This is a genomic window from Psychrobacter nivimaris (assembly GCF_904846365.1).
Classification (GTDB): Bacteria; Pseudomonadota; Gammaproteobacteria; order Pseudomonadales; family Moraxellaceae; genus Psychrobacter; species Psychrobacter nivimaris_B.
Genome location: NZ_CAJHAL010000006.1, coordinates 48,760 through 70,050, shown reverse-complemented (window position 1 = coordinate 70,050; position 21,291 = coordinate 48,760). Strand labels below are relative to the sequence as shown.

The 21,291-nt window shown below is 44.2% G+C and carries 24 protein-coding genes and 1 tRNA gene; 17 read left to right on the top strand and 8 right to left on the bottom strand.

The window, feature by feature from the left end:
• Nucleotides 1-169 precede the first annotated feature (169 nt).
• Genes JMX63_RS04280 through JMX63_RS04260 form a run of 5 tightly spaced genes read right to left on the bottom strand, consistent with a single transcriptional unit; the run spans nucleotide 170 to nucleotide 3,895 of the window.
• Nucleotides 170-1,870 (bottom strand): primase-helicase family protein, encoded by a 1,701-nt coding sequence (locus tag JMX63_RS04280; RefSeq protein WP_201571176.1) that lies wholly within the window; start codon nucleotides 1,868-1,870, stop codon nucleotides 170-172.
• On the bottom strand, nucleotides 1,870-2,886 hold the full coding sequence (locus tag JMX63_RS04275) for a primase-helicase zinc-binding domain-containing protein (protein ID WP_201571175.1): 1,017 nt from the start codon (nucleotides 2,884-2,886) through the stop codon (nucleotides 1,870-1,872). The genes JMX63_RS04280 and JMX63_RS04275 overlap by 1 nt, the downstream gene beginning before the upstream one ends.
• The gene (locus tag JMX63_RS04270) at nucleotides 2,876-3,067 is read right to left on the bottom strand and encodes a hypothetical protein (RefSeq protein WP_102094385.1); all 192 of its coding nucleotides are present in this window, start codon (nucleotides 3,065-3,067) and stop codon (nucleotides 2,876-2,878) included. The genes JMX63_RS04275 and JMX63_RS04270 overlap by 11 nt, the downstream gene beginning before the upstream one ends.
• Complete coding sequence (locus tag JMX63_RS04265) at nucleotides 3,054-3,557, bottom strand: phage regulatory CII family protein (protein ID WP_201571174.1); 504 nt, start codon at nucleotides 3,555-3,557, stop codon at nucleotides 3,054-3,056. The genes JMX63_RS04270 and JMX63_RS04265 overlap by 14 nt, the downstream gene beginning before the upstream one ends.
• Before the next feature lie 41 nt (nucleotides 3,558-3,598).
• The gene (locus tag JMX63_RS04260) at nucleotides 3,599-3,895 is read right to left on the bottom strand and encodes a helix-turn-helix domain-containing protein (RefSeq protein ID WP_201571172.1); all 297 of its coding nucleotides are present in this window, start codon (nucleotides 3,893-3,895) and stop codon (nucleotides 3,599-3,601) included.
• A 218-nt stretch (nucleotides 3,896-4,113) separates the two neighbouring features.
• Between JMX63_RS04260 and JMX63_RS04255 the strand changes: the two genes are divergently transcribed.
• The 10 genes from JMX63_RS04255 (at nucleotide 4,114) to JMX63_RS04210 (ending at nucleotide 9,110) form a co-directional block, all read left to right on the top strand.
• Nucleotides 4,114-4,797: an XRE family transcriptional regulator gene (locus JMX63_RS04255; protein ID WP_201571171.1), complete on the top strand. Its 684-nt coding sequence runs from the start codon at nucleotides 4,114-4,116 to the stop codon at nucleotides 4,795-4,797.
• Between the two features lie 111 nt (nucleotides 4,798-4,908).
• On the top strand, nucleotides 4,909-5,133 hold the full coding sequence (locus tag JMX63_RS04250; RefSeq protein WP_201571169.1) for a hypothetical protein: 225 nt from the start codon (nucleotides 4,909-4,911) through the stop codon (nucleotides 5,131-5,133).
• The gene (locus JMX63_RS04245; RefSeq protein ID WP_201571167.1) at nucleotides 5,130-5,777 is read left to right on the top strand and encodes a hypothetical protein; all 648 of its coding nucleotides are present in this window, start codon (nucleotides 5,130-5,132) and stop codon (nucleotides 5,775-5,777) included. Before JMX63_RS04250 ends, JMX63_RS04245 begins: the two co-directional genes overlap by 4 nt.
• Nucleotides 5,770-6,132, top strand: coding sequence for a hypothetical protein (locus JMX63_RS04240; protein ID WP_201571165.1), 363 nt, complete (start codon nucleotides 5,770-5,772; stop codon nucleotides 6,130-6,132). Before JMX63_RS04245 ends, JMX63_RS04240 begins: the two co-directional genes overlap by 8 nt.
• Nucleotides 6,132-6,659 (top strand): hypothetical protein, encoded by a 528-nt coding sequence (locus JMX63_RS04235; RefSeq protein WP_201571163.1) that lies wholly within the window; start codon nucleotides 6,132-6,134, stop codon nucleotides 6,657-6,659. The genes JMX63_RS04240 and JMX63_RS04235 overlap by 1 nt, the downstream gene beginning before the upstream one ends.
• A gap of 44 nt (nucleotides 6,660-6,703) precedes the next feature.
• On the top strand, nucleotides 6,704-6,907 hold the full coding sequence (locus JMX63_RS04230) for a hypothetical protein (protein ID WP_201571161.1): 204 nt from the start codon (nucleotides 6,704-6,706) through the stop codon (nucleotides 6,905-6,907).
• Nucleotides 6,900-7,112, top strand: coding sequence for a hypothetical protein (locus JMX63_RS04225; protein ID WP_201571159.1), 213 nt, complete (start codon nucleotides 6,900-6,902; stop codon nucleotides 7,110-7,112). Before JMX63_RS04230 ends, JMX63_RS04225 begins: the two co-directional genes overlap by 8 nt.
• A gap of 202 nt (nucleotides 7,113-7,314) precedes the next feature.
• Entirely contained in the window at nucleotides 7,315-7,461 is a 147-nt protein-coding gene (locus JMX63_RS04220) for a hypothetical protein (RefSeq protein ID WP_201571158.1), read from the top strand.
• A 12-nt stretch (nucleotides 7,462-7,473) separates the two neighbouring features.
• Nucleotides 7,474-7,674, top strand: a complete 201-nt coding sequence (locus tag JMX63_RS04215) for a TraR/DksA family transcriptional regulator (protein ID WP_102094395.1) — start codon at nucleotides 7,474-7,476, stop codon at nucleotides 7,672-7,674.
• Nucleotides 7,675-7,973: 299 nt separating this feature from the next.
• Nucleotides 7,974-9,110, top strand: coding sequence for a site-specific integrase (locus JMX63_RS04210; RefSeq protein WP_201571157.1), 1,137 nt, complete (start codon nucleotides 7,974-7,976; stop codon nucleotides 9,108-9,110).
• Nucleotides 9,111-9,264: 154 nt separating this feature from the next.
• Here JMX63_RS04210 and JMX63_RS04205 read toward each other — a convergent pair.
• The 3 genes from JMX63_RS04205 to JMX63_RS04195 all read right to left on the bottom strand — a co-directional run bounded on the left by JMX63_RS04205 (nucleotide 9,265) and on the right by JMX63_RS04195 (nucleotide 12,819).
• Nucleotides 9,265-9,349, bottom strand: a tRNA-Leu gene (locus JMX63_RS04205).
• A 218-nt stretch (nucleotides 9,350-9,567) separates the two neighbouring features.
• Nucleotides 9,568-11,355, bottom strand: a complete 1,788-nt coding sequence (locus JMX63_RS04200) for a sigma 54-interacting transcriptional regulator (protein ID WP_201571153.1) — start codon at nucleotides 11,353-11,355, stop codon at nucleotides 9,568-9,570.
• A gap of 99 nt (nucleotides 11,356-11,454) precedes the next feature.
• A complete protein-coding gene (locus JMX63_RS04195; RefSeq protein ID WP_201555861.1) occupies nucleotides 11,455-12,819 on the bottom strand; it encodes a two-component system sensor histidine kinase NtrB in 1,365 nt (454 codons plus the stop codon).
• Between the two features lie 135 nt (nucleotides 12,820-12,954).
• On the opposite strand from JMX63_RS04195, the gene rimO reads away from it, so the two are divergent.
• The 7 genes from rimO to rseP all read left to right on the top strand — a co-directional run bounded on the left by rimO (nucleotide 12,955) and on the right by rseP (nucleotide 21,120).
• Nucleotides 12,955-14,541, top strand: coding sequence for a 30S ribosomal protein S12 methylthiotransferase RimO (rimO, locus tag JMX63_RS04190; protein ID WP_201555859.1), 1,587 nt, complete (start codon nucleotides 12,955-12,957; stop codon nucleotides 14,539-14,541).
• A 172-nt stretch (nucleotides 14,542-14,713) separates the two neighbouring features.
• Complete coding sequence (gene pyrH, locus JMX63_RS04185) at nucleotides 14,714-15,439, top strand: UMP kinase (protein ID WP_057759121.1); 726 nt, start codon at nucleotides 14,714-14,716, stop codon at nucleotides 15,437-15,439.
• A gap of 112 nt (nucleotides 15,440-15,551) precedes the next feature.
• Complete coding sequence (frr, locus tag JMX63_RS04180) at nucleotides 15,552-16,106, top strand: ribosome recycling factor (RefSeq protein WP_057759123.1); 555 nt, start codon at nucleotides 15,552-15,554, stop codon at nucleotides 16,104-16,106.
• 389 nt (nucleotides 16,107-16,495) lie between these two features.
• Nucleotides 16,496-17,254 (top strand): polyprenyl diphosphate synthase, encoded by a 759-nt coding sequence (gene uppS, locus JMX63_RS04175; protein WP_201555858.1) that lies wholly within the window; start codon nucleotides 16,496-16,498, stop codon nucleotides 17,252-17,254.
• Nucleotides 17,255-17,443: 189 nt separating this feature from the next.
• Nucleotides 17,444-18,253 (top strand): phosphatidate cytidylyltransferase, encoded by an 810-nt coding sequence (locus JMX63_RS04170; RefSeq protein ID WP_160021660.1) that lies wholly within the window; start codon nucleotides 17,444-17,446, stop codon nucleotides 18,251-18,253.
• A gap of 185 nt (nucleotides 18,254-18,438) precedes the next feature.
• Nucleotides 18,439-19,647 (top strand): 1-deoxy-D-xylulose-5-phosphate reductoisomerase, encoded by a 1,209-nt coding sequence (ispC, locus tag JMX63_RS04165; protein WP_201571151.1) that lies wholly within the window; start codon nucleotides 18,439-18,441, stop codon nucleotides 19,645-19,647.
• A gap of 96 nt (nucleotides 19,648-19,743) precedes the next feature.
• Nucleotides 19,744-21,120, top strand: a complete 1,377-nt coding sequence (rseP, locus tag JMX63_RS04160) for an RIP metalloprotease RseP (protein ID WP_057759128.1) — start codon at nucleotides 19,744-19,746, stop codon at nucleotides 21,118-21,120.
• Nucleotides 21,121-21,291: the final 171 nt, after the last annotated feature.

Sequence of the window (21,291 nt, the reverse complement as noted above, 5' to 3'; positions counted from 1 at the left end):
CTATGATTGTCTTGTATATTAAATAAATAAATATTTCCCGCGCGCGCATACGCAAAAACCCTGCACACTATGCACAGGGTCGCTATAAGCTATATAAGGTAAGGTCTGTAGACGTGCATAGTTGTATTTTAAACCATGCACATGGGGTGCACACTATGCACATGGTTGGCTATTTGGGGTCAAGTTTATGACCGATAGCGTTCTTCATGAGCTGTATTTCTTTGCCAAGCCATAGTTGTTGATTGGCGGCTTGCTGGGTTGGGTAGTTTACTGGCATCTTGACGGCAATAACAGTCGCTTGAATTACTCGATTAACAGTAGGCAGTTGGTATCTTAGCCGCTCTTTGTGTTCGCGTCTACCAATATATGTCATTAATTTTGTTTTGGTGGTACCGCGTTCGCCACCTTTGCGACACCAGTACTGGTAATAGTCATATAGGTCGTCCGTCAGGCAGCTGCAATAAGGTATACCTGCCTCATCATTGACCCAGTCGTCATAGAATACTTCCCAGTTGGGCTGACTTAGACGGATGAGCTGACGTTTGCTGTTGGTCATTAACGCTGGTGTATGTGCTGTTTGGCCTTTTAAGTCAGTCATCATGAGTAGCGTGTAAAAAGCACGTAGCATCTTGTCATCAGTGTCAGATAGTGCTGATGCGACATCATTTAGAATGGGTGCGGGAATCTTTTGCTGTGGATAGCAAACGACATGACGTCTATCGTTTTGCTCAAGTGACAGAGGCATCATGTTGTTAGATAAGAATATCGCATTGACGAAGTTGTCTTGCTGCCAGCCGCTCATGAATTTTTTGCTGATATAGATTGTGTTGCCTGTGATGAGCTGTTTGACCATGCCCATCTGTGAGTAGCGGTCGCTGCCACTGAATATCTCTTCAAATAGTGCGTAGAGTTTGTTTGATACCCAGTCATTGTACTGAGACTCAAGCTGCCCTTGTCCAAGCGTGACAGCATAGTCGCCATAGATACGTGACATGATGCGGTCAAAGAATAACGACTTACCAGCGCCTTGTACTTCACCGTGAAATATCAACGCAGTATCAAGCTTGGTACCAGGTTGCTGTAGTGGGATAGCCAACCATCTAAGCACCCATTCATAGACTTCTTTGTTGCCTTCGCATAAATGCAGTAGTAGGTCAGTGATCGGCTTGCACATTTCCGCAGCAACACTTAACTCAGTCTCGATAGGCTTTAGCGGTAAGCCATCAAACGTGTTGATAGCGATGTCTTTGTCATGCTTGGGTGATTTAGTGCGTGTTGGGTCAAACCAGATATTATCTGCTTTGATAGTGATACGTGCTTCAGATTTGAGCCATATATCATATTCATTGGGCCGTGCTAGCTTGATGGTATCAACAGGCAAACGAATACGCTCAACGTCATCCCATACTTCTTTGGTGCCATAGATAAGGAAGTAGCGCTGAAACATCGACTGTGCTTCGACAGCAAGCATGACATCAAGGTCTTTTGCGACTTCAGACTTTGCAATCTTGCGGTGTGTTGATTTCCACCAAAGGTCGGTTAGTTTCTTATTGCCAATCTCATTGGCGAACTGGGTCTTTGTATACTCAATCTTTTGCTCAGTGTCATAGACTTTGTTGGTGACTTTGCCGATATCAGTGATCTGAGCGTATCGCTTAATCATATTGGCCAAGCGCATCTCTTGCTCAACGTCAGCAGGTACATTGCCGTTATGCTGTGCGATAGGCGCATCAGTAGTACCGTGATCATCATTGGCAGCTTGGGTCACTATTGATTGGTTCGCCAGTGCGTACTTGATTTGACGTGCTACTTCGTTGAGTCCTGCAGCTGCTGCAAGGTCATTAAAATCTGTGTGTTGTTTGCCTTGCATTACGCTGCATCCTTATCTATGTCTAATATGTCGAAGCTTGGCGTGACCATTTCGCCACCAACGGTAACCGCTGCTTGTTTGGCCTTGTAGAGTCCAGCGTTGTACTCGATGAGTGGCTTTGGCTCTTTGCCCTCTGATATGTCCTTATCGCGCATCTTGACCGCTGTGGCGCTATCGTCATCAGCGCAGATAATGATGCGGTGGTCAGGGTATTGAGCACGTATCGACTGTGCCACTGGAATGAGGTTGTTTGCATTAAAAGCCACAATCACCGGCAAGCTGTAGCTCATTGCATCAAACACAGTAGCGCCAGTCGCATACCCCTCGCAGATGAGTATCACGCCACCACCGAACATGGTTGTGCTGCCAATCGTGAAGTAAGCACCGGTGACCAAGCCGCCTTTTAAAAACAGCTTTTCGCTGTCAGGGGCGATGGTTTGTACATTAACCAATGTGATTTGTTGTTTGTCACGGCTGTAGTAGTACATTGGTATGATGAGGTTGTCACTGCTGTCTTGGCGTAATCCAATAGCAGACACGTTTTTGCGTAGTAGATAAGGGTGGTCGTCAGCAGCAGGCTTTGCATTGCCCCAGATGCTCTGAGCGCGACTGGCCGCATCGATACGAGCTTGGCGCTTTTCAGCTTTCTCTACTGCTTCACGCTCGACTTGCTGTGACTGCCACTGTGCACGCTGCTCGTCTGTCACTTCGCTAGTTGTATCAAGTCCGATAGCGCCTGCAATCAGCTTATTGGTTTCATAAACATCAAGCCCAGTGTATTGCTGCACAAGCATAAAGCCATTGCCAGCGCCACACTGCGAGCATATCCAAGTGCCTTCACCGCGCTTGTCATCACAACGGAATCTATTAGAGCCACCGCACATCGGGCATGCTTGATGCTGATGGGCAGCTTTGCTGAAGCTAATGCCAGCAGCAGGGAATATAGTCGAGACATAGTTACCGATAGCTGCTGCGCGAATGGCGTCGAAATCAAGCGGTGTGCGTTTATCTGTCATTGTCGGCATCCTTTTGCTCAATTTGATCATCAACGAAACGCTGTATTATTGAAATAACTACGTCATGTGCTTTCTGGTCTTTTGTTTCATTATCATTCATGAAAGCCCAATAGCCGCCATATTCAACAACTTCAACAATCATATCTTTGTAAGCTTGGTCAGAAATTCTAAGCGTTGCCATTATTTCTCTCCATATTGCGTCCGGCATTTTTTAAGATTGTTTGAATATGACTGATCAATGCATAGCCGTCTTTTTGCATGCTCGCATATTCATCAGGCTCAATAACCTTGTCAGCATAAGCGTCCAATGAGGTGCTATTGAGATCTGCGAACTTTTGACCAAGTAAGGCAATATCAACCATCTCATCGCACTGGTTGTTTTCATCAGGCAGCAAAAACCATCCAGCGTTGCCATGTGCACGGCAAACAGCGTCCATGATTAAAGATGACTGGGTAGCACTTAGGACTTGCTCAATGAGCAATGGTGATAGTGTGTGACAAGTGCGCTTTGGGTTAACTTGCAGCACTGCTGTGTTGTACGTCAGACCAAATGTCTCACAGATACCGCCAAGTGTGCCGCGTGGCTTCATCGCAGCTTGATAGACTGCTGCTTCTAAATCTAATACGCAGTTTTCAGCACGCTGTGCGGCTGTATATTTTTGCTTCGACATATTGCCCCCGTTATTGTCGTTCTTTTATTGCAGTGCTGTTGCTATGCTAGATGTTGTTGATTACTTGGATCGTTGGCTGCTGGTGGAAAAACATCTGGACGTAGATCATGACAACTACAGCCAGCCACTTGGCTAAATGCCAGTACATGCGTCGGCGCAACACCAGCGTCACGATTTACCCAGTTGCTAACTTGAGTTGAATAGGTATGACGGATTTGCATGTCTGCAGGAAGGTTTTTATTAATAACGTCAACTCTGTTATTGATTAGACGAACTAACTCGGCAAGGCTGCCAGCATCTTTGATTGCTTTAGTAATAAGATTTTTATGTTTTAACATTTCGATTGCTCTTAATAACATTTGTAGTTATTAAAACATTTGTTTTATTAAATTGCAATAAGTAATGCAACATTTGAAGTTATACAACAATAACATTTGTTTATATAATAATATTTGTCGAACAAACTAGACTGTCTAACCAGCAGTTACTTAAAAGAAATCAAACTGTCTAACCAGCAGTTGCTTTTATAAAAACCACTAGGGTAGGGATTATCATCATGGCTTTAGGAGCACGCATCAAGCTTGCACGCCAAGCTCGCAATATGACTCAGCAGCAGTTAGCTGATGCCATCAGTTGGGAACAAGGCGCAATAGGCAATGTTGAAAGAAGAGACAGCAAAACGTGCAGTCACACAGCTGATATTGCTGCTGCGTTAAATGTTGACCTTGGATGGTTAAGCACTGGCGACGGACAGATGACAAAATCAGGGAGTGAGGCTGTAATCATAAATCATAAAAATGAGGATGGTTATACAGTGATACCTATATTTACCGATGTGGCGCTGAGCGCAGGAGCAGGCTCATGCCCACCAGATACTCAATACGCAACTGGCTATTCTTATATGCTCACCGAGCGTATAAGAGCGGTAGGAGCACAGCCTGATTGTGTTATGGAGGCTATGGTTAATGGTAGTAGTATGGAGCCGACAATCATGGATAAATCGCCAATAAAAATAGATTCAAGCAAGGCTGATGATGCTATTAGAGACGGCAAGATATACGCATTTGACGTTGGCGGTGATTTAAAAATCAAGAGGCTGCTGAAGACAGCAAGTGGCAACATCATCATACGTTCCGACAATGAAATGTGGGAAGATGAGATCATGAGTAAAGAGGATTTTAAAAAGAATATTAGGATTATAGGGTGGGTATTCGATTGGCCACCAAATGAAAAATGGTAGTTAATAACTTCTATTGTTATATTTATTTATCTAAAATATAACAAATGTATTGACGTTAAATAAAACAAATGTTTTAATTATACCCGTAATCAACAAAACGGGTATATCGCCATGTCAGACATCCATCGCACCGACCGCTTAAAAATGATGCGTTCTCAGTACGAGAACACACGCCTCAAAAGTACGCTCGCTGAACGTAACCAGCAGCTGCACACCACTGAACAGCAACTGACGAATACACAAATCAACTATAAGCATGCGTGCAAAAACACTCGCATGCTTATGGTTTTTTGCGTCTTGTTGATTGTCGTTATGTCATTGGGAGGTGCTGCGTGAGCAAGTTAATCAGCACTTTCGAAATACGCTTTGATGACGAAACCAAAGCTGAAATAGCATCGCTAAAAGGCAAATTAGATGCCGTGGCGCACCGTCTAAACGTTGGCCATGCTATACCGACTGGTGGTCTACTAGCGGTCATGGCTGGTGAAGCGGCTAATGACTCAAATAGCGTGATTGACCGCGAAACCGTCAATGATGTCGATTATCTAAGTACCTCATTAGATGAGAGCGTGCCATATGTTGATAATGCAGTAGACCGAAACGATTGGTTGTCTGAGTCAGTACCACAAATCACTGATGCTGATATGCAGCTTATCTTTATCAAGAACCTATCTGAAGTCCTAATCCAGCGTATGCATAGCATGGACCGCTTTAGTCATGATGACTATACGATTGGTGGTCGTGGCGGTGACGTTATGATTACATGGGATATTGTCTATGACATGGGCGCAGATAGATTTGGGATCATCACTGCGGCAGAAAAAGAGCATTACAGTGCGGTCTTTTTTAAACCTTTATCAATTACTGTCGATACACCTACAGCTTTCCATAAAAACAGTCTGATGGGTAATGCGTTACGCACTATTACCGAAGATGAAATCACTAACTTCCGTGGAGTGATGGAGACTTGGTATGCGTAATATCCAATCATTCAACATCACTGCACAGCTTGCGCTTATTCAATCTAAAGCGCAATTGAGCAATAGCGTAAGCCGCCAAGCGCTAACTGATGCCATCAATACATGGTCAGAGCATCAAGCCAAGTATGACTATGAGCGTAACCAAACCGATTTGGTCGCTATCAATCGAAATATCAGCCTGATCGTGACGCAAGTAACCAACCGTATATGCCGCATTAACCCGCTGGTTTGGACTGAGTTGCTAAAGTTAAACGCTGCGCTCAATGTCGGCATCATCAACAACATCAACTTTGAGCCACGTCCAGTACCAGTCGTGGCTGCGAACACTGATGCCAACCACAGCGAGGTGGCGTAATGTCATTGACTCAATCAGCAAAAAAACATCCTTTATTAGTCAATATCAATGGCGCTGCTCATATTGGCGTGACAACAGCCTGTCAGCGTGTCGCTATGTGCCTGAACGCTCAAGCAATCAGTACCGAAGTGATCAATGTTCGTAGAGGTATTGAAGCTGTTGAATTTGAAGACGACTACATACTTGATAAATACAAGCATTTAGATGTGATCTTGCTAGACCGTCATCACTATACAGCGTCTGCTATCAAGCGTCGGTTACAGCAGCCACTTTGGGTTTGGCAAGAAGATAGCGTAATGCCGAGCCTTAGCGTGCTGCTTAGCTGTCATGGCACTGTATACAAGCGCTTTATTAAATCTAATGAAGATAAGCGCACAGCACTGGGACATCACGAGGCACACCTGTCATGCATAAAAGAGCACTATGGCACATCAAATCATCATGTATTAGATATAGACGGCAAGCATGGTCATCTGTATGCGGCGGGTACGATTAAAAGTTTGATAATGCGGGAGCTGCGGAAATGAGAGTCTCGTTTGTATTAACCAGTAATCAAGATATCAAGTAGGTGATGGAAGATCGTATTCGCGTTCTAGAGCATAACTTTGATATGGAAGTGCAAAGTTTTGCTATTAAGCAGATAAGTAAAGCTGATTTTGACTGTAATTATGAGTCTTTAGGCTCGGAGGAGGTCAAACAGGCTTTATCTGGTTGGGAGTGTGAGTTGCAATTCGAAATTCAGCTTAAGTTTAAGGAGTTAAGCCGCGATGAGTAAAACATTATCACTTAGTCGCCGTGCGCATCTATTCGTTCTAGACAACGAATTATTTATAAAGCTGCAGCGTCAAAACCAAAGAGACCCAAAACGCGATGATTATTACATCATCAAAAAATTTGGATTAGAACGCTTGAAAGAGATCCATGAGTGGTCTGGCAACATCATTAAAGAAAGTGAGAGCAGTAATGTCAAAGCAGATTAAACGAGTCACGTTTGCAAACAATAATTATGGCTTGCAATGGCTTGATGTAAACATGCACAGCTGGGAGATTGTCGGCGCGTGTGGGGAAGGGCGTCACCTGGTGGGCCGAGCATGTCGCTTGGCTGACCGTGGCAATAAAATTGAATATCGCACTGGGTCAACCTACACGGCCATCAATGCGACTGTTGAGAAGATGGGGTAAATGATGGGAGATGCTAATTGTCCAGAATGTGGTGGTGGTTATACCTGCCAAGATTCAGTTGAGGATCGAGAGGTAGTAACAGCTACTTGTCGCGACTGCAAAACTGAGTTTGATGTTGAAGCAAGTGTTTCTTTTAATATGGCTTAATGGGAAATAATTATGGCTGATGATGCTGATCGCGCAAACGACTATGTTGATTTAACAATGACTCAGTATCTGAGTCGAGCGCCAAAGTTTGACAAGCCGTCACTGGCTGAATGCTTGGAATGTGGTGAAGATATACCTGCTAAACGCCAATCAGTGGGTGGGGTTACGCTCTGTGTAGACTGCCAAAGCGTATTTGAGAAAAGGGGGCGGTGATGTTGACTGATAATGAACAGCTTTTAGTAATCACCGGCACTGCTATCTTACTGGGAATGTTGATTGTCACAGTGATTTGGCTAGTATCGATTGAGTTGAATAAAGGGAGTGACTAAGATGGACGTTATTGAAATTATCAAATCAAATGTGCCTTTAGACTGGGTAACTCTCCCCCAATTTGCTAAACTTATCGGTCTACCGCACACACGTCTATACATCGCTAAAGATAAATGGCCTGAAGGTGTGGTGTGGCAAAAGATTGATAACAAGTTATATTTTAGCCTGCGGGGGTGGAATCAGTGGCTGGACCAACAAAGTATCCAACGGGCGTCCGAGTACGAGGCGACAGCGTCCAAATTAATATCCCAATCAGTGGGACGCGTAAATACGTCACTATCCCGCAGCCGCCAACGCCGAAAGGCATCAGCGAAGCGGGTAAATTACGAGCTTACTTAAAAGATGCAGCAAAGTGGGGCACGCTGACGCAAGCCGATGTTGACGCAGCGTGCAATGTAAAGACTAATATAATAGATGATAATAGGGCGCTATTTGCAGACTATGCACAAACATATTTAGACAATCTTAGCAGTGACAACACTGGTACCAGACGAAAGTATAAAGGCATCCTAACTAAGCATTGGATGCCTTTTTTTGCGGCTGTGCCCATTGCTGATATTAATGCAGCAATGGTGCGCAGTGCGCTGAACTCTATTAGTTTTAATGCACCGCGTACCTATAACGATGCACTTATACCATTGCGTGGGGTGTTTGACCTTGCGTTTTTGGATGGCGAAATAGATGATATGCCGACTAAGCGCATACGTAATAAGAAAGTGCAGCGTGATGATCCTGATCCATTTCTCCCAGCTGAGCGTGCTGCGATATTAGACTGGATGAAATCTAACTGGACTGGTAAAAAAGAAATCTGGTATTTGTACTATAAATGGCAGTTTTGGACAGGATGTCGTCCCAGTGAGACATTGGCCATTGATTGGCATGATGTGGATTGGTCACATAACACGGTCAAAATCAGCAAAACACTGACTGGTGGCAAGGTTAGCCACGCAACTAAGACCTATCACATGCGTAATATCCACATAAACGACGTGGCCAAAGATGTTTTGCTCAGATTAAAACAGCTCACAGGCCACCAGACGCGTGTTTTTATCAGTTTACATACTGATGAGGCATGGACGCGCGATCAAAAACTGTCTGAAAAGTTTGCTGATGCGCTGTCTGGTACTGATATGCGAGTACGACCGGCATATAATTGTCGCCATACTTATGCAACAACGATGCTTAATTCAATGATTGAACCTTCAGCAGCCGCTTATCAAATGGGCCACGATATACAGACATTCAAAACTATCTATGCTAAATGGATAAATACCGAGCGCATGAGCAAAGAGATGATGAAGCTAGATTATAGTGATTGACTTGGTACCCTCATCAGTGAGGGAACCAAGCTACTGCGTCAAAACCGTGTCAGAAATTGACGCGGTTTTTATTTATCAAATTTTAGGCAATAAAAAAACCTGCCCGAAGGCAGGTTTAGTATAGGTTTGAGACAATTTATTCACTATCCGAAAATGGTGGGGCTGGAGAGACTCGAACTCTCACACCTTGCGGCGCCAGAACCTAAATCTGGTGCGTCTACCAATTCCGCCACAGCCCCATTTTCGTTACTCTATCATCAAAAGCGGTTAAACTCAAACGCTATCTAGACAGTTAACTGATTCGGTAGTGCGTCTCAGTGGTTGGCTATTATATAGAGTTTTAATTGTTTGGCAACCCCTATTTGCAATTATTTTTAATTATTTATCATTTATTTTCGATATTAATTTTAAGTAATTGATATCAATAATAATTTATTATCGTGTTTTATGCGTTTATTTACTCTTTAGTTGGTACTCTCGGGGCAGAGATATCCAACTGCTGCAATTTGCGCGTCAGAGTATTGCGTCCCCAACCAAGTAAGCTCGCGGCTTCTATCTTTTTGCCGCCGCTATGATTGAGTGCTGCTGTTAATAAAACACGCTCAAACTCAGGGGTTGCTGTTTGCAAAATATCAGTTTCCCCCGTGCTTAACGACTGCTCAGCCCAATCAGCCAATGCTTGCTGCCAACTTTGGTTTTTAGGCAACTGGCTACTTTGATGACTGTTTAACGCACTGCCATTTAATGATCTACCATTTAACACATTGCCATTTTGTGCCAAATGCTCTTGAGCGTCTTCCTCTGTTGGGCCGTGCTCTTCATAAAGCACCGTATTAGGTGAGATGTTTTCAAGTAGCTCTGGTGGCAAGTCTGTCGCCATCACAGTGTCACCAGTAGCCATGACCGTGAGCCATAAACAGACGTTTTCTAATTGACGCACATTACCGCGCCAGTCAAACGTTTGCATAATCTGTAATGCAGCAGGATGTAAATGTTTTGGAGAGGTACTCATTTGTTCTGCAGCAGATTGCATAAAATAGAGGGCTAATGCAGGAATGTCTTCAGGACGTGTACGTAGTGGCGGTAGGGGTAATCGAATGACATTGAGGCGATAAAATAAGTCTTCGCGGAATCGGCTTTGTTTTACCAGCTCTTCTAAGTTTTGGTGGGTGGCTGCGATGATACGTACATCGACCTTGATTGGCTGCTGACCACCAACACGATAAAATTCACCATTGGCCAGTACGCGTAACAGCCTTGTCTGAGTGCTAAAAGGCATGTCACCGATTTCATCTAAAAATAGAGTACCACCGTCTGCTTGCTCAAAACGGCCTTGACGCATCGTCGTTGCACCAGTAAACGCACCTTTTTCGTGACCAAATAGCTCAGACTCGATCAAGTCATGCGGTATGGCTGCCATATTAAGTGCAATAAATGGTTGTTGCTTACGCGGGGAGTGCTGATGTAGAGCACTGGCTACCAACTCTTTACCTGTTCCAGACTCGCCAGTGATTAAGACGGAAATGGGGGATTGAGCCAGTCTGCCAATAGCACGAAACACCGTTTGCATGGCTGGTGACTGTCCAATGATGCCGCTAGGGTTCCCGTTACTTTTGCCTTCGACGGCACCTTTGTTCTTATTGTCTTTGGTTGTCTTACTGGCAGGTGCTGCTTTAGATTTCATCAGGTCTTCGGTGGAAGTGTCAGACGTTGTATTGGTATTGGATTCATCTAAAAGGGAAACAGTTGTTGTTTCTAAGTTGGGCTGATAATTGATGGCTTTATAAATCGTTGCAACCGCGTCATCTAAGTCAAAAGGCTTGGGCAAGTATTCAAAAGCCCCTGTCTGATAGCTATTGATAGCAGAGGTTAGGTCTGAGTGTGCCGTCATAATTACGATTGGCATTTTAGGGAAGTGCTGATGGACCCAGTCGCTAAAAGACAATCCATCCATCATTGGCATACGAATATCGGTTAGTATGACGTCTGGTAATTGCTCGGCTGACTCTTGCTGTTTTAACACATCGTTAAGGCGAGTCCATGCTGCTTGTGCTTGGGTAAAACTGATAACGGTCAATCCAGCATCTTCAAACGTGTCGGCCAACACCATACGTAGGGCTGCATCGTCATCGATTAACCACAATGTTGCAGGGTGGTCGCTGGGTGCATTATTCACAGTTACTATTTGTGATTGTGTTGATTGATCATCGCTTTTAGGTTGGAGGTCGTCGCTATATTCAGTCATGTATTGGGCCTAATCAGCAATTATTGATGGTAAGTTGGGGATTGGGAGTTGAGCGTTATGAAACTTAGCAGCCTTTAATTCATAAATTCATAATTTGTTTTATGTCTCAGTGATGGGTTGAGTAAATGGCAGGTATAGCGTAAATCGGGTTTGCTTATCCTCTTGCTCTTTTGTCGAGCTCACATCAATCATACCATGATGATGACTGATAATATCTTGGACGATGGATAATCCAAGACCTGTACCGGCTGCACGGCTAGTGACCATTGGGAAAAATATTTGACCAATCAAGGCTGGATCAATACCTGAGCCATTATCAGTAATAGTAATTTGCATCACTTGCTTGTGCTGCTGTCCGACGATTGTATGCTGAAAAGCAACCCGCGTTTGAATATGCAATGTCGGTTGATAATCAGAATTGCCCTCAGTTTGTATGACAGATTGTGGTGATTCTTGAGACTCTGAGATTTTATTCTGTTGCAGCGTTTGTTCGAACTCAGTCATCGATTCACAAGCATTATTAATGAGGTTTAAAAACACTTGAATCAGCTGATCCTTATCTGCGCACAACTCTGGCAATGATAAATCATAATCCCGCTGTAACACTACCTGTGGATACTGATTGGTCACTAAGGTTAAGACATGCTCTAGGGGCTCATGGATATTAAGCGTTTGCCAGTTTGGTAGTTGATTGGAACCCAGAAGCTGCCCAATAAGATGGGTCAATCGATCAGTTTCTGAAATAATAATGTCCGTATAGTTGCGCAGCTTTTGATTCATTTTTTGCAAATCATGCTGCGTGTCAGCGTTGGTGGTTGTCAAAGCATTATCAGCGCTAGAGGTGCTAGTAGTAGATGCGTCGCTGAATTTAATGAATTGCCGTTGCAACAGCTGGGCTGCCCCGCGAATACCAGCAAGAGGGTTTTTTATTTCGTGCGCCACCGAGCGTAGCATATGACGGGCCACTGTATACTGCTGTTGTTGGCGCTGCTCCTCAGAGATACGACTTTGACGATCTTTGCCCCACATCTCGATAATAAAATAAGGCTGCTGTTCATAGATGACAGGCGTGACGCTATAGTCGACTGACAATGATAAATTACCATTTAGCGGTGTTTTGATAATGTGATCATGGTCGATAAAAGGCTGCTGATAGTTTTGCGCTTGCACAAAGCGCTCGGTCAAAGAGTAAGCTGGCTCGCTTGAAGACTCATTTTCATTTGTATCATTACTATCATTATCTATAGATACCGTATCTTTAGTCTTTAATTCATCAGGTGCTAGCAGTGTCAAGATGGATTGATTGATTAATCTGCCGCTACTAATGGCAAGTAGCTGCTCGGCTTGAGCATTCAACCGCGTGATTGATAGCTCATCGTTGACCCATAAAATAGCGGTGAATAAATGCTGAGATATAAATGCGAGGTCAGGGGTTGTTTTGGCGGTTATAAAATCAGCGTTCATCAGTAGGGCCCAAAAAAGTCAGATGCTTGAGATAATATTTAACCACAAATCAAGACTATAGAGCGGCAAAACTGGTGATTTTTGCAAAAAAAACGTACAATGCGCTCAGCCAATTTATCTCTAGCAAGGTCAGCCATGTCCAAAACTTCTACCGAGTCAGTGAATACGACAGCAACAGCTCCTCTATCTGCCGTAAAAGACACTGCCACTATCTTCAATCCTGCCGCGCCTACCATAGTACAAGCGCAGAGTCAGGCAGATGCCAGTCAAACAGATACTAAACAGCCTTACCATCACAAAGCCAACCACAACCAAAACCGTAGTGTAGCCCAAAGCAGCGATGTTACGACTGCCAACGCCACTGCTACGATGCCAGTTAGTGCAGCGCCAAAGATTGGTTTTGTGTCACTAGGTTGTCCAAAAGCATTGGTGGATAGTGAGCGTATTATCACTGAGCTAAGCCGTGACGGCTATCAAGTAGCCAGTGATTATGACGGTGCTGACTTAGTCGTGGTAAACACTTGCGGCTTTATTGAATCAGCGGTACAAGAGTCCCTTGATGCGATCGGCGAGGCCATTAGCAAAAACGGTAAAGTGATTGTTACTGGTTGCTTAGGTAAAGAAGCAGACAAAATCCGTGAGATGCATCCGGCCGTACTAGCAGTGACGGGCGCGCATGCCTATGACGAAGTAATTACGGCAGTGGCGCAGCATGTGCCTAAGCCAAATCGTAGTCAGGACGCTAACTATGATCCAAAAATAGATTTGATTAATGAAGCGGGTATCAAACTGACCCCAAGCCATTATGCTTATCTAAAAATATCAGAAGGCTGTAATCACCGTTGTACGTTCTGCATTATTCCAAGCTTGCGCGGTGATTTGGTATCGCGCCCGATTGATAATGTGATGAACGAAGCACTGGCACTCAAAAAAGCTGGCGTGAAAGAATTACTTATCATCTCGCAAGATACTTCGGCATATGGCCTTGACCTAAAGTATAAGACCAGTTTTTGGAATGGCATGCCGCTCAAGTCTAAGTTTTATGACTTATGCCAAGCATTGAACGATTTGGGCATTTGGGTACGCCTGCATTATGTCTATCCGTATCCACACGTAGACAAAGTCGTTGAGTTGATGGGTGAGAAGAAACTGCTTCCTTATCTGGACATTCCGTTCCAGCATGCCAGTCATCGTATCCTAAAAGCGATGAAACGTCCTGCGCATAGCGAAAACACCTTGGCCCGTATCAAAGCGTGGCGTGATATCTGTCCTGATATCGTGATTCGTTCAACCTTTGTGGTTGGCTTCCCTGGCGAGACAGAAGAAGATTTTCAGTGCTTGCTTGATTGGCTGGTTGAAGCACGCCTCGATCGCGTGGGCGCATTTACTTATTCAGAAGTAGAAGGCGCAGTTGCTAATGACTTGCCTGATCATGTGCCTGAAGACGTCAAGCAGTCTCGCTATGAGCGTTTAATGGCGCTACAGCAAGATATTTCAGCGCAAAAGCTACAAGAAAAAGTCGGCAAAACCTTAACGGTATTGGTCGATGAAATTGATAGCGATGAAAATATTGCTATCTGCCGTAGTTATGCTGATGCACCTGAAATTGATGGTCATGTCTATGTTGATGACATCAACGCTCAAGTTAAAGTAGGGCAGTTCTTAACCGTGACTATCGATGATGCTAGCGAATACGATCTATTCGCCAGTTATCAAGGCTAGATATCCAATAAGATATGCGAGTGAAAATTGCCCAATGGCGGGCAGTTTTTGCTACAATTAGCGCAATTTAGCCTTTTTAATACGCTTAGCTGTAAGTGTGGCGTTGTGGGCAAACTCGATTTGTATTTTACCGATAATTTTCTTTATAATTTCATGATAACAAGGTGACCTCATGTCTGACAAAAACCCGCGTTACGCTCGTATCTTGCTGAAACTCTCCGGTGAAGCCTTAGCTGGTAGTAAAGACATGGGTATTGATACCGAAGTGCTTGATAAAATGAGCTTGTCTATCGCTCACTTGCGTGGACTTGGTGTCCAAGTGGGTATCGTAGTCGGTGGTGGTAATTTATATCGCGGTGCACAGTTACAAAAAGAAGGTCTCGTTGGCCGTGTGACTGGTGATCAGATGGGCATGCTAGCGACCGTTATGAACGGACTGGCAATGCGTGATGCGCTTGAGCGTCGCAATATCAAAACGCGCTTGATGTCAGCGTTACCGATTGGTGAAGTCACCGAAAGCTATAGCAGTCGTAATGCCATTCGTTATCTCAAAAACGGCGAAGTTTGTATCTTTGTTGCAGGTACGGGTAACCCATTCTTTACCACTGACACTGCTGCTTGTTTGCGCGGTATCGAGATCGAAGCTGGTTTGATTTTAAAAGCGACTAAGGTCGATGGCGTTTATGACAAAGACCCAAGTCTACATGACGATGCAGTCAAGTATGACGGTCTGACTTTTGACGAAGTGTTAGAGCAAAAGCTAGGCGTCATGGATTTAACGGCTATCGCATTGTGCCGTGAGCACAACGTACCGCTGCAAGTGTTTGATATGACAAAGCCCAATGCATTATTGAATGTCATCATGGGTGAAAATGAAGGCACACGAGTTTTTCATTAATTGATGCGATACTGGCAACTAACGTCAGTAAATAGCTAACGATTAGCAATAAATAATTAATATCCCAATAGCAAATAAAAGATTTGTCGGTAACGATAAATAAGGATAAACAATGATTAAAGAGATTAAGCAAGACGGCGAAGCACGCATGCAAAAAACGTTGGAAGCGCTTGAAAGCACTTTCAGTAAAGTTCGTACTGGTCGTGCGCATCCAGGCATGTTGTCAGGTGTGATGGTTAGCTACTACGGTTCTGATACACCATTGAACCAAGTGGCAAGCGTCAACGTCGAAGACTCACGTACCTTACTGGTTCAACCGTTTGACCGTACAATGGTACAAGCAGTAGATAAGGCCATTCGTGAAGCAGATTTGGGTCTAAACCCAATGTCTGCTGATGTTATTCGTGTGCCGATGCCAGCATTAACAGAAGATACTCGTCGCGATATGCAAAAACTTGCACGTGGTGAAGCTGAGAGCAGCCGTGTTTCTATCCGTAATATTCGCCGTGACATGATGAATGACATCAAAGATTTGGCAAAAGAAAAAGAAATCTCAGAAGACGATGAGCGCCGCGCTAGTGATGATATTCAAAAAATCACTGACAAATATATCGAAACAATCGATGCTCGCTTGAGTAAGAAAGAAAGCGATTTGATGGAAGTTTAATACTGATATATTTGGTATTGAGAGCAAGAAATAGTTCGGTAGATTATCTGTCATTGAGCAGCCAATACTTTATAGCTATTGGCTGTTTATTATTGTGTAGACTGATATAGTCAATCCTTTCTAAAAGAGTGACAGCGTTAACCTCGCTTGAAATATCACAGTTACATCTGCACTCGGTTGCTCTGTTTCTCTTTTAAACTGAATTAACTATATAAAGCCATATCTAAAGCAAGCCAAAGGTGTGGTTGATTGAACTGGATTCATCGAATTCTGAACGCTAAAAACTAACAATGCAATTGTGATAAGTTAGTGAATTATATAAATGGCGCTTTTTAATCGCTGTTGCACACGTTATTATTATTTTACCTCAACAATAAGCAAGTTCGCCTATGTCCACTTCAGCCGTTTTGGCGCCCGCTATTCTTCCTCGTCATATCGCCATCATTATGGATGGTAATAATCGCTATGGTAAGGCTAATGATTTGGGCCACGGTCAAGGACATGTGGCTGGCAAAGATGCGCTCGATCCTATCGTCGAGTATTGTGTCAATACAGGCATTGAAGTGCTGACCGTATTTGCGTTTTCTAGCGAAAATTGGCAGAGACCGCCTAGTGAGGTAGCATTGTTGATGCAGCTACTCACATCGACGATTCATGAGCAAATGCCGCGCATGAATGAGTATCGTATTCGCTTGCGTTTCATCGGTGACCGTAGTCAACTTAGTGAGTCATTACAAACGCTAATGGCTGACGCAGAAGAAAAGACGGCAGAGTTTGATGCGATGACGCTGGTGATTGCGATTAGTTACGGTGGGCAGTGGGATATTGCAAATGCAGCACAACAGCTGGCTCAGCAAGTGCAAGCTGGCGAATTAAAACCTGAAGATGTCAGCGAAGAGCTGTTAGGTAACTACGTACAATTAGCCGATACGCCAGCAGTAGATATGCTGGTACGTACGGGCGGCGAGTATCGTATTTCTAATTTTTTATTGTGGCAGTCTGCTTATGCTGAGCTGTTTTTCACTCCCACATTATGGCCGAACTTTGCAGCAGAAGAGCTAGCTTCGATGATCGCAGAGTTTGCAAAACGTCAACGCCGCTTTGGCAAAACCAGCGAGCAAGTAGTGATAGAGCAGCAAGGTCACTGAGCAGTGAGCTGATAGATAAGTTTAGTCGGCTCAGTTCAGTTAGTATTGTATAACTGGTCAATAGGGTTGGTTTATGCAATGATAAACGGCTTGAATGAGCATTGAATGCTATCACTAGGCCATCGTTAGTTAGCTGCTATAATGCATTTTTTGACCATCTGTTCTTCATTATTATAAGGCTCGATAAGTATGTGGCAACGAATTAAGACGGCAATTGTTCTCGTTATTATCGTTGGTATTGCAATGTTTGCGAGCCAAACGCCTATTTTATTTGCACCACTGTTGGCCATTGGGGTCATTATCGCCGCTCATGAGTGGGCTAAATTGATGCCTAAATGGCGCCAGCCTGTGGTATTCGTTCTATTGATTTTAGCGCTTACTATATTCTCACTGATGTTCAAGGTAACTTGGTTGTTTTGGTGGGTGGCGTCACTCATTATATGGCTGATGGCGCTGTCTTGGGTTCGAGTCTTCCCAACACAGACGAGATGGTACGGCAACCAGCTGGCAATGATGGGCGCGGTTATTTTGACGGCATCTATCACGGCGATGTTCTATCTCTGGCAGTTATCTGCGTGGTGGCTGCTGTATGTGTTCTTATTAGTATGGTGTGCAGATAGTGGCGCATATTTCGTTGGACGCAAACTTGGTCGCCGAAAAATGGCACCCAATGTCTCACCCAACAAGAGCATGGAAGGGTTGGCTGGTGGCCTCGTCACAGGGCTGTTAGTTGTGGTAGCCATTAGCGTCTTTAAATTACAGCTGACCGGTGTACCGTTAATCGCATTTGTAGCGTTATCGGCCATCACTATTCTTGCCTCTGTACTTGGAGACTTGTTCGAGTCGATGCTCAAACGTCGTGCTGATGTAAAAGATTCAGGCACTATCTTGCCAGGTCACGGTGGTATCCTTGATCGTATCGATTCGCTGCTGTCTGCTACACCGATATTTGCCCTTGGCTTTTGGGCGATACAGCAGTTTGGTTTGATAGTGGTGTAAGCTTATATAGCAGCACTGTTCTATTTAAACCTGTTCTGTAGCTCATTCTCAGTAATATTGATATAAGTGAGCCAAGTGTGAACGATACATTAGTATAGCTATAGCCAGCAAAGTTATCAGAGCAGTGGTTTTATAGTTAACAGACAATATTCTATTTTTATTATTTTTAAGTATCATGGGCATTGATGGTTATGACGCAACGCATCGCCGTACTAGGCGCGACAGGCTCGATTGGCGATAGCACCTTAGCAATATTAGCGGCGCAACCGCACACTTATGAAGTCTATGCTTTATCAGGCTATCATCGCTTAGATAAGCTATTTGCACTCTGTCAGCAGTTTTTGCCGAAACGCGTCAGTGTGCCAATGTCAGCCGTGGATGATTTTGCTAACAGGCTTAAAGCAGCAGGGATTGATAGTGAGGTCGTAGGGGGCGAGGCAGGATTAGTAGATATTGCCACTGACTCACAGACTGATACGGTGGTAGCGGCGATTGTAGGGGCGGCAGGGTTGCCGTCTACATTAGCAGCAGCCCGTGCAGGCAAACGTATTTTATTGGCCAACAAAGAAGCCTTAGTCATGGCAGGTAAGGTTATGATCGATGCGGTCAAGACGCACAAAGCCACTTTGCTGCCGCTCGATTCTGAACACAATGCTATTTTTCAATGCTTACCACTTGCTATTCAGCAAGATAATACGCAAATCCATCAGTCAAATCATGGTGTCCGCAAACTATGGTTAACAGCCTCTGGTGGGCCTTTTTTGCAGCAGTCGTTCGAGCAAATGCAGCAGGCAAGCGTCGCAGAAGCGGTCAAACACCCGAATTGGTCAATGGGTCAAAAAATATCTGTCGATTCGGCGACGATGATGAATAAAGGGCTTGAGCTGATAGAAGCCTGTCACTTATTTGATTTGCCTGAAGATAAGATAAATGTGGTCATTCATCCACAAAGTATCATTCACTCAATGGTAGAATATAGCGATGGGAGTTTTTTGGCGCAGCTAGGTAGTCCAGACATGAAAACGCCCATTGCGCACGCGCTTAGCTACCCTGATCGGATTGATAGTGGCTCGCAGCCATTAGATTTATTTGCACTTAGTGGTTTGGAGTTTATTGAGCCAGATCTACAAAAATTTGCCTGTTTGCGTTTGGCTCGCCAAGCTATGCAAGCAGGGACGCAAGCCACAATTGTGCTCAATGCGGCAAACGAAATTGCAGTAGCAGCGTTCCTCGATGGTAAAATACGTTTGACGGATATTGCTGATATTAACGAACAAGCCTTAAATGACATACAGCTGCCACCATTGAACGAAACCGCTGACATAGAAGACATATTGGCAATCGATAAGATTGCACGCCATCTGACTGATAAGTTGGTAGCAAAGCTGACATAATCGTAGCAAGCGTCTCTTAGCTGATACATGATATTGCTAAACGATATTAGCGAAGATGTTGATAAAAATGCTGAGAGACAATACTGAGAAAAAATCATGACGTTTTTACTAACACTTCTTGCCGCCATATTTGTCTTGGGCCCGCTTATTGCCTTACACGAGTGGGGACATTATATTGTGGCGCGGCTTTGCGGTGTCAAAGTGCTAACGTACTCTATCGGTTTTGGTCCTAAAGTTTTTGGTTGGACCAGTAAAAAAAGCGGCATCGACTATCGTATCTCAGCATTGCCACTTGGCGGCTATGTAAAGATGCTAGATGAGCGTGAAGGTAATGTCGCAAAAGATGAGCAGCACCTTGCATTTAATCGGCAACATCCGCTCAAGAAAATTGCTATCGTTGCAGCTGGCCCTATCATGAATTTTGTCATCGCTATCGCGCTATTTTGGGTGCTATTTATGACCCCATCTGAGCAGTTGGCGACTAAGATTGGACAAGTACTACCAGATACGCCTGCTGCGATGGCACAGCTGCCAGTCGGTGATAAGATTGTGGCGATTGATGGACATGATGTGCAGACATGGGAAGGTATTAACTATCGCCTTGCAGGACGTATGGGTGAGACGGATAATGTCAGCATTACCTTGCAGTCAGACGCCCAAACCGATCAGTCGACTAAAACCTATCAAGCACCAGTCACGCAGTTTATGCAAGGCGAGGCTCAAGGTAAAGACGCATTGACCAGCTTTGGCATGTTGCCATGGCAACCGCAGATTGCGCCGATTGTAGGCGGCTTGGCTCCCGATGGTGCCGCTAGCCGCCAAGGTCTAAAGGTTGGCGACCGCATTACTGCTATTAATAATGAGTCAATCGAAGATTGGATTACTGCCACACGTATCATCCGTGATAATCCTGAAACGCTATTGAACTTTACGGTGTTGCGTGATGATAAGTCTGTACAGTTGCAGATTATGCCTCAAGGTAAAAAAGACAACTTGGGTAATGATTACGGACAGATTGGTGCGATGGTTGATCAGACTGAGATTGTGATTCCTGACGATTACAAGACTACCGTGGTCTACGGTCCTAGTGAGTCGTTAGTTAAGTCGTTTGAAAAGACTGAGCAGCTCGCGGTAATGACTGTAAGCTCGATGGGGAAAATGCTGTCAGGTATGATTGGTTTAGACAATTTATCAGGGCCAATTACCATTGCTAAAGTCGCCAAGCAAAGCTTTGATATCAGTTGGCAAATGGTATTATCGACAGCGGCGCTGATTAGCTTGAGTCTTGCTGTATTAAACCTTTTGCCAATTCCGGTATTGGATGGTGGACATATTGTCTATCATTTTATCGAGCTGATCCGTGGTAAGCCATTATCTGAAGGTGTGCAAATGGTCGGTCTAAATATCGGTTTACTCTTGCTGGCAGGTTTCATGGTGTTAGCAATTGGTAATGACATCAGCCGGCTATTTTGATCAACTGATGGGTAGTATGGCTTATAAAGCACGATATACTAATGGTTTTACGCCTATTATAGGCTGATTATTGTTATGATATACATGCTACTCTGTGTCGCAGCCTCTGTACTAATCGTAATTTTTAGTTTATTTTGTGATGCAATTTATATAAAGTGTTCTGAGTTACCC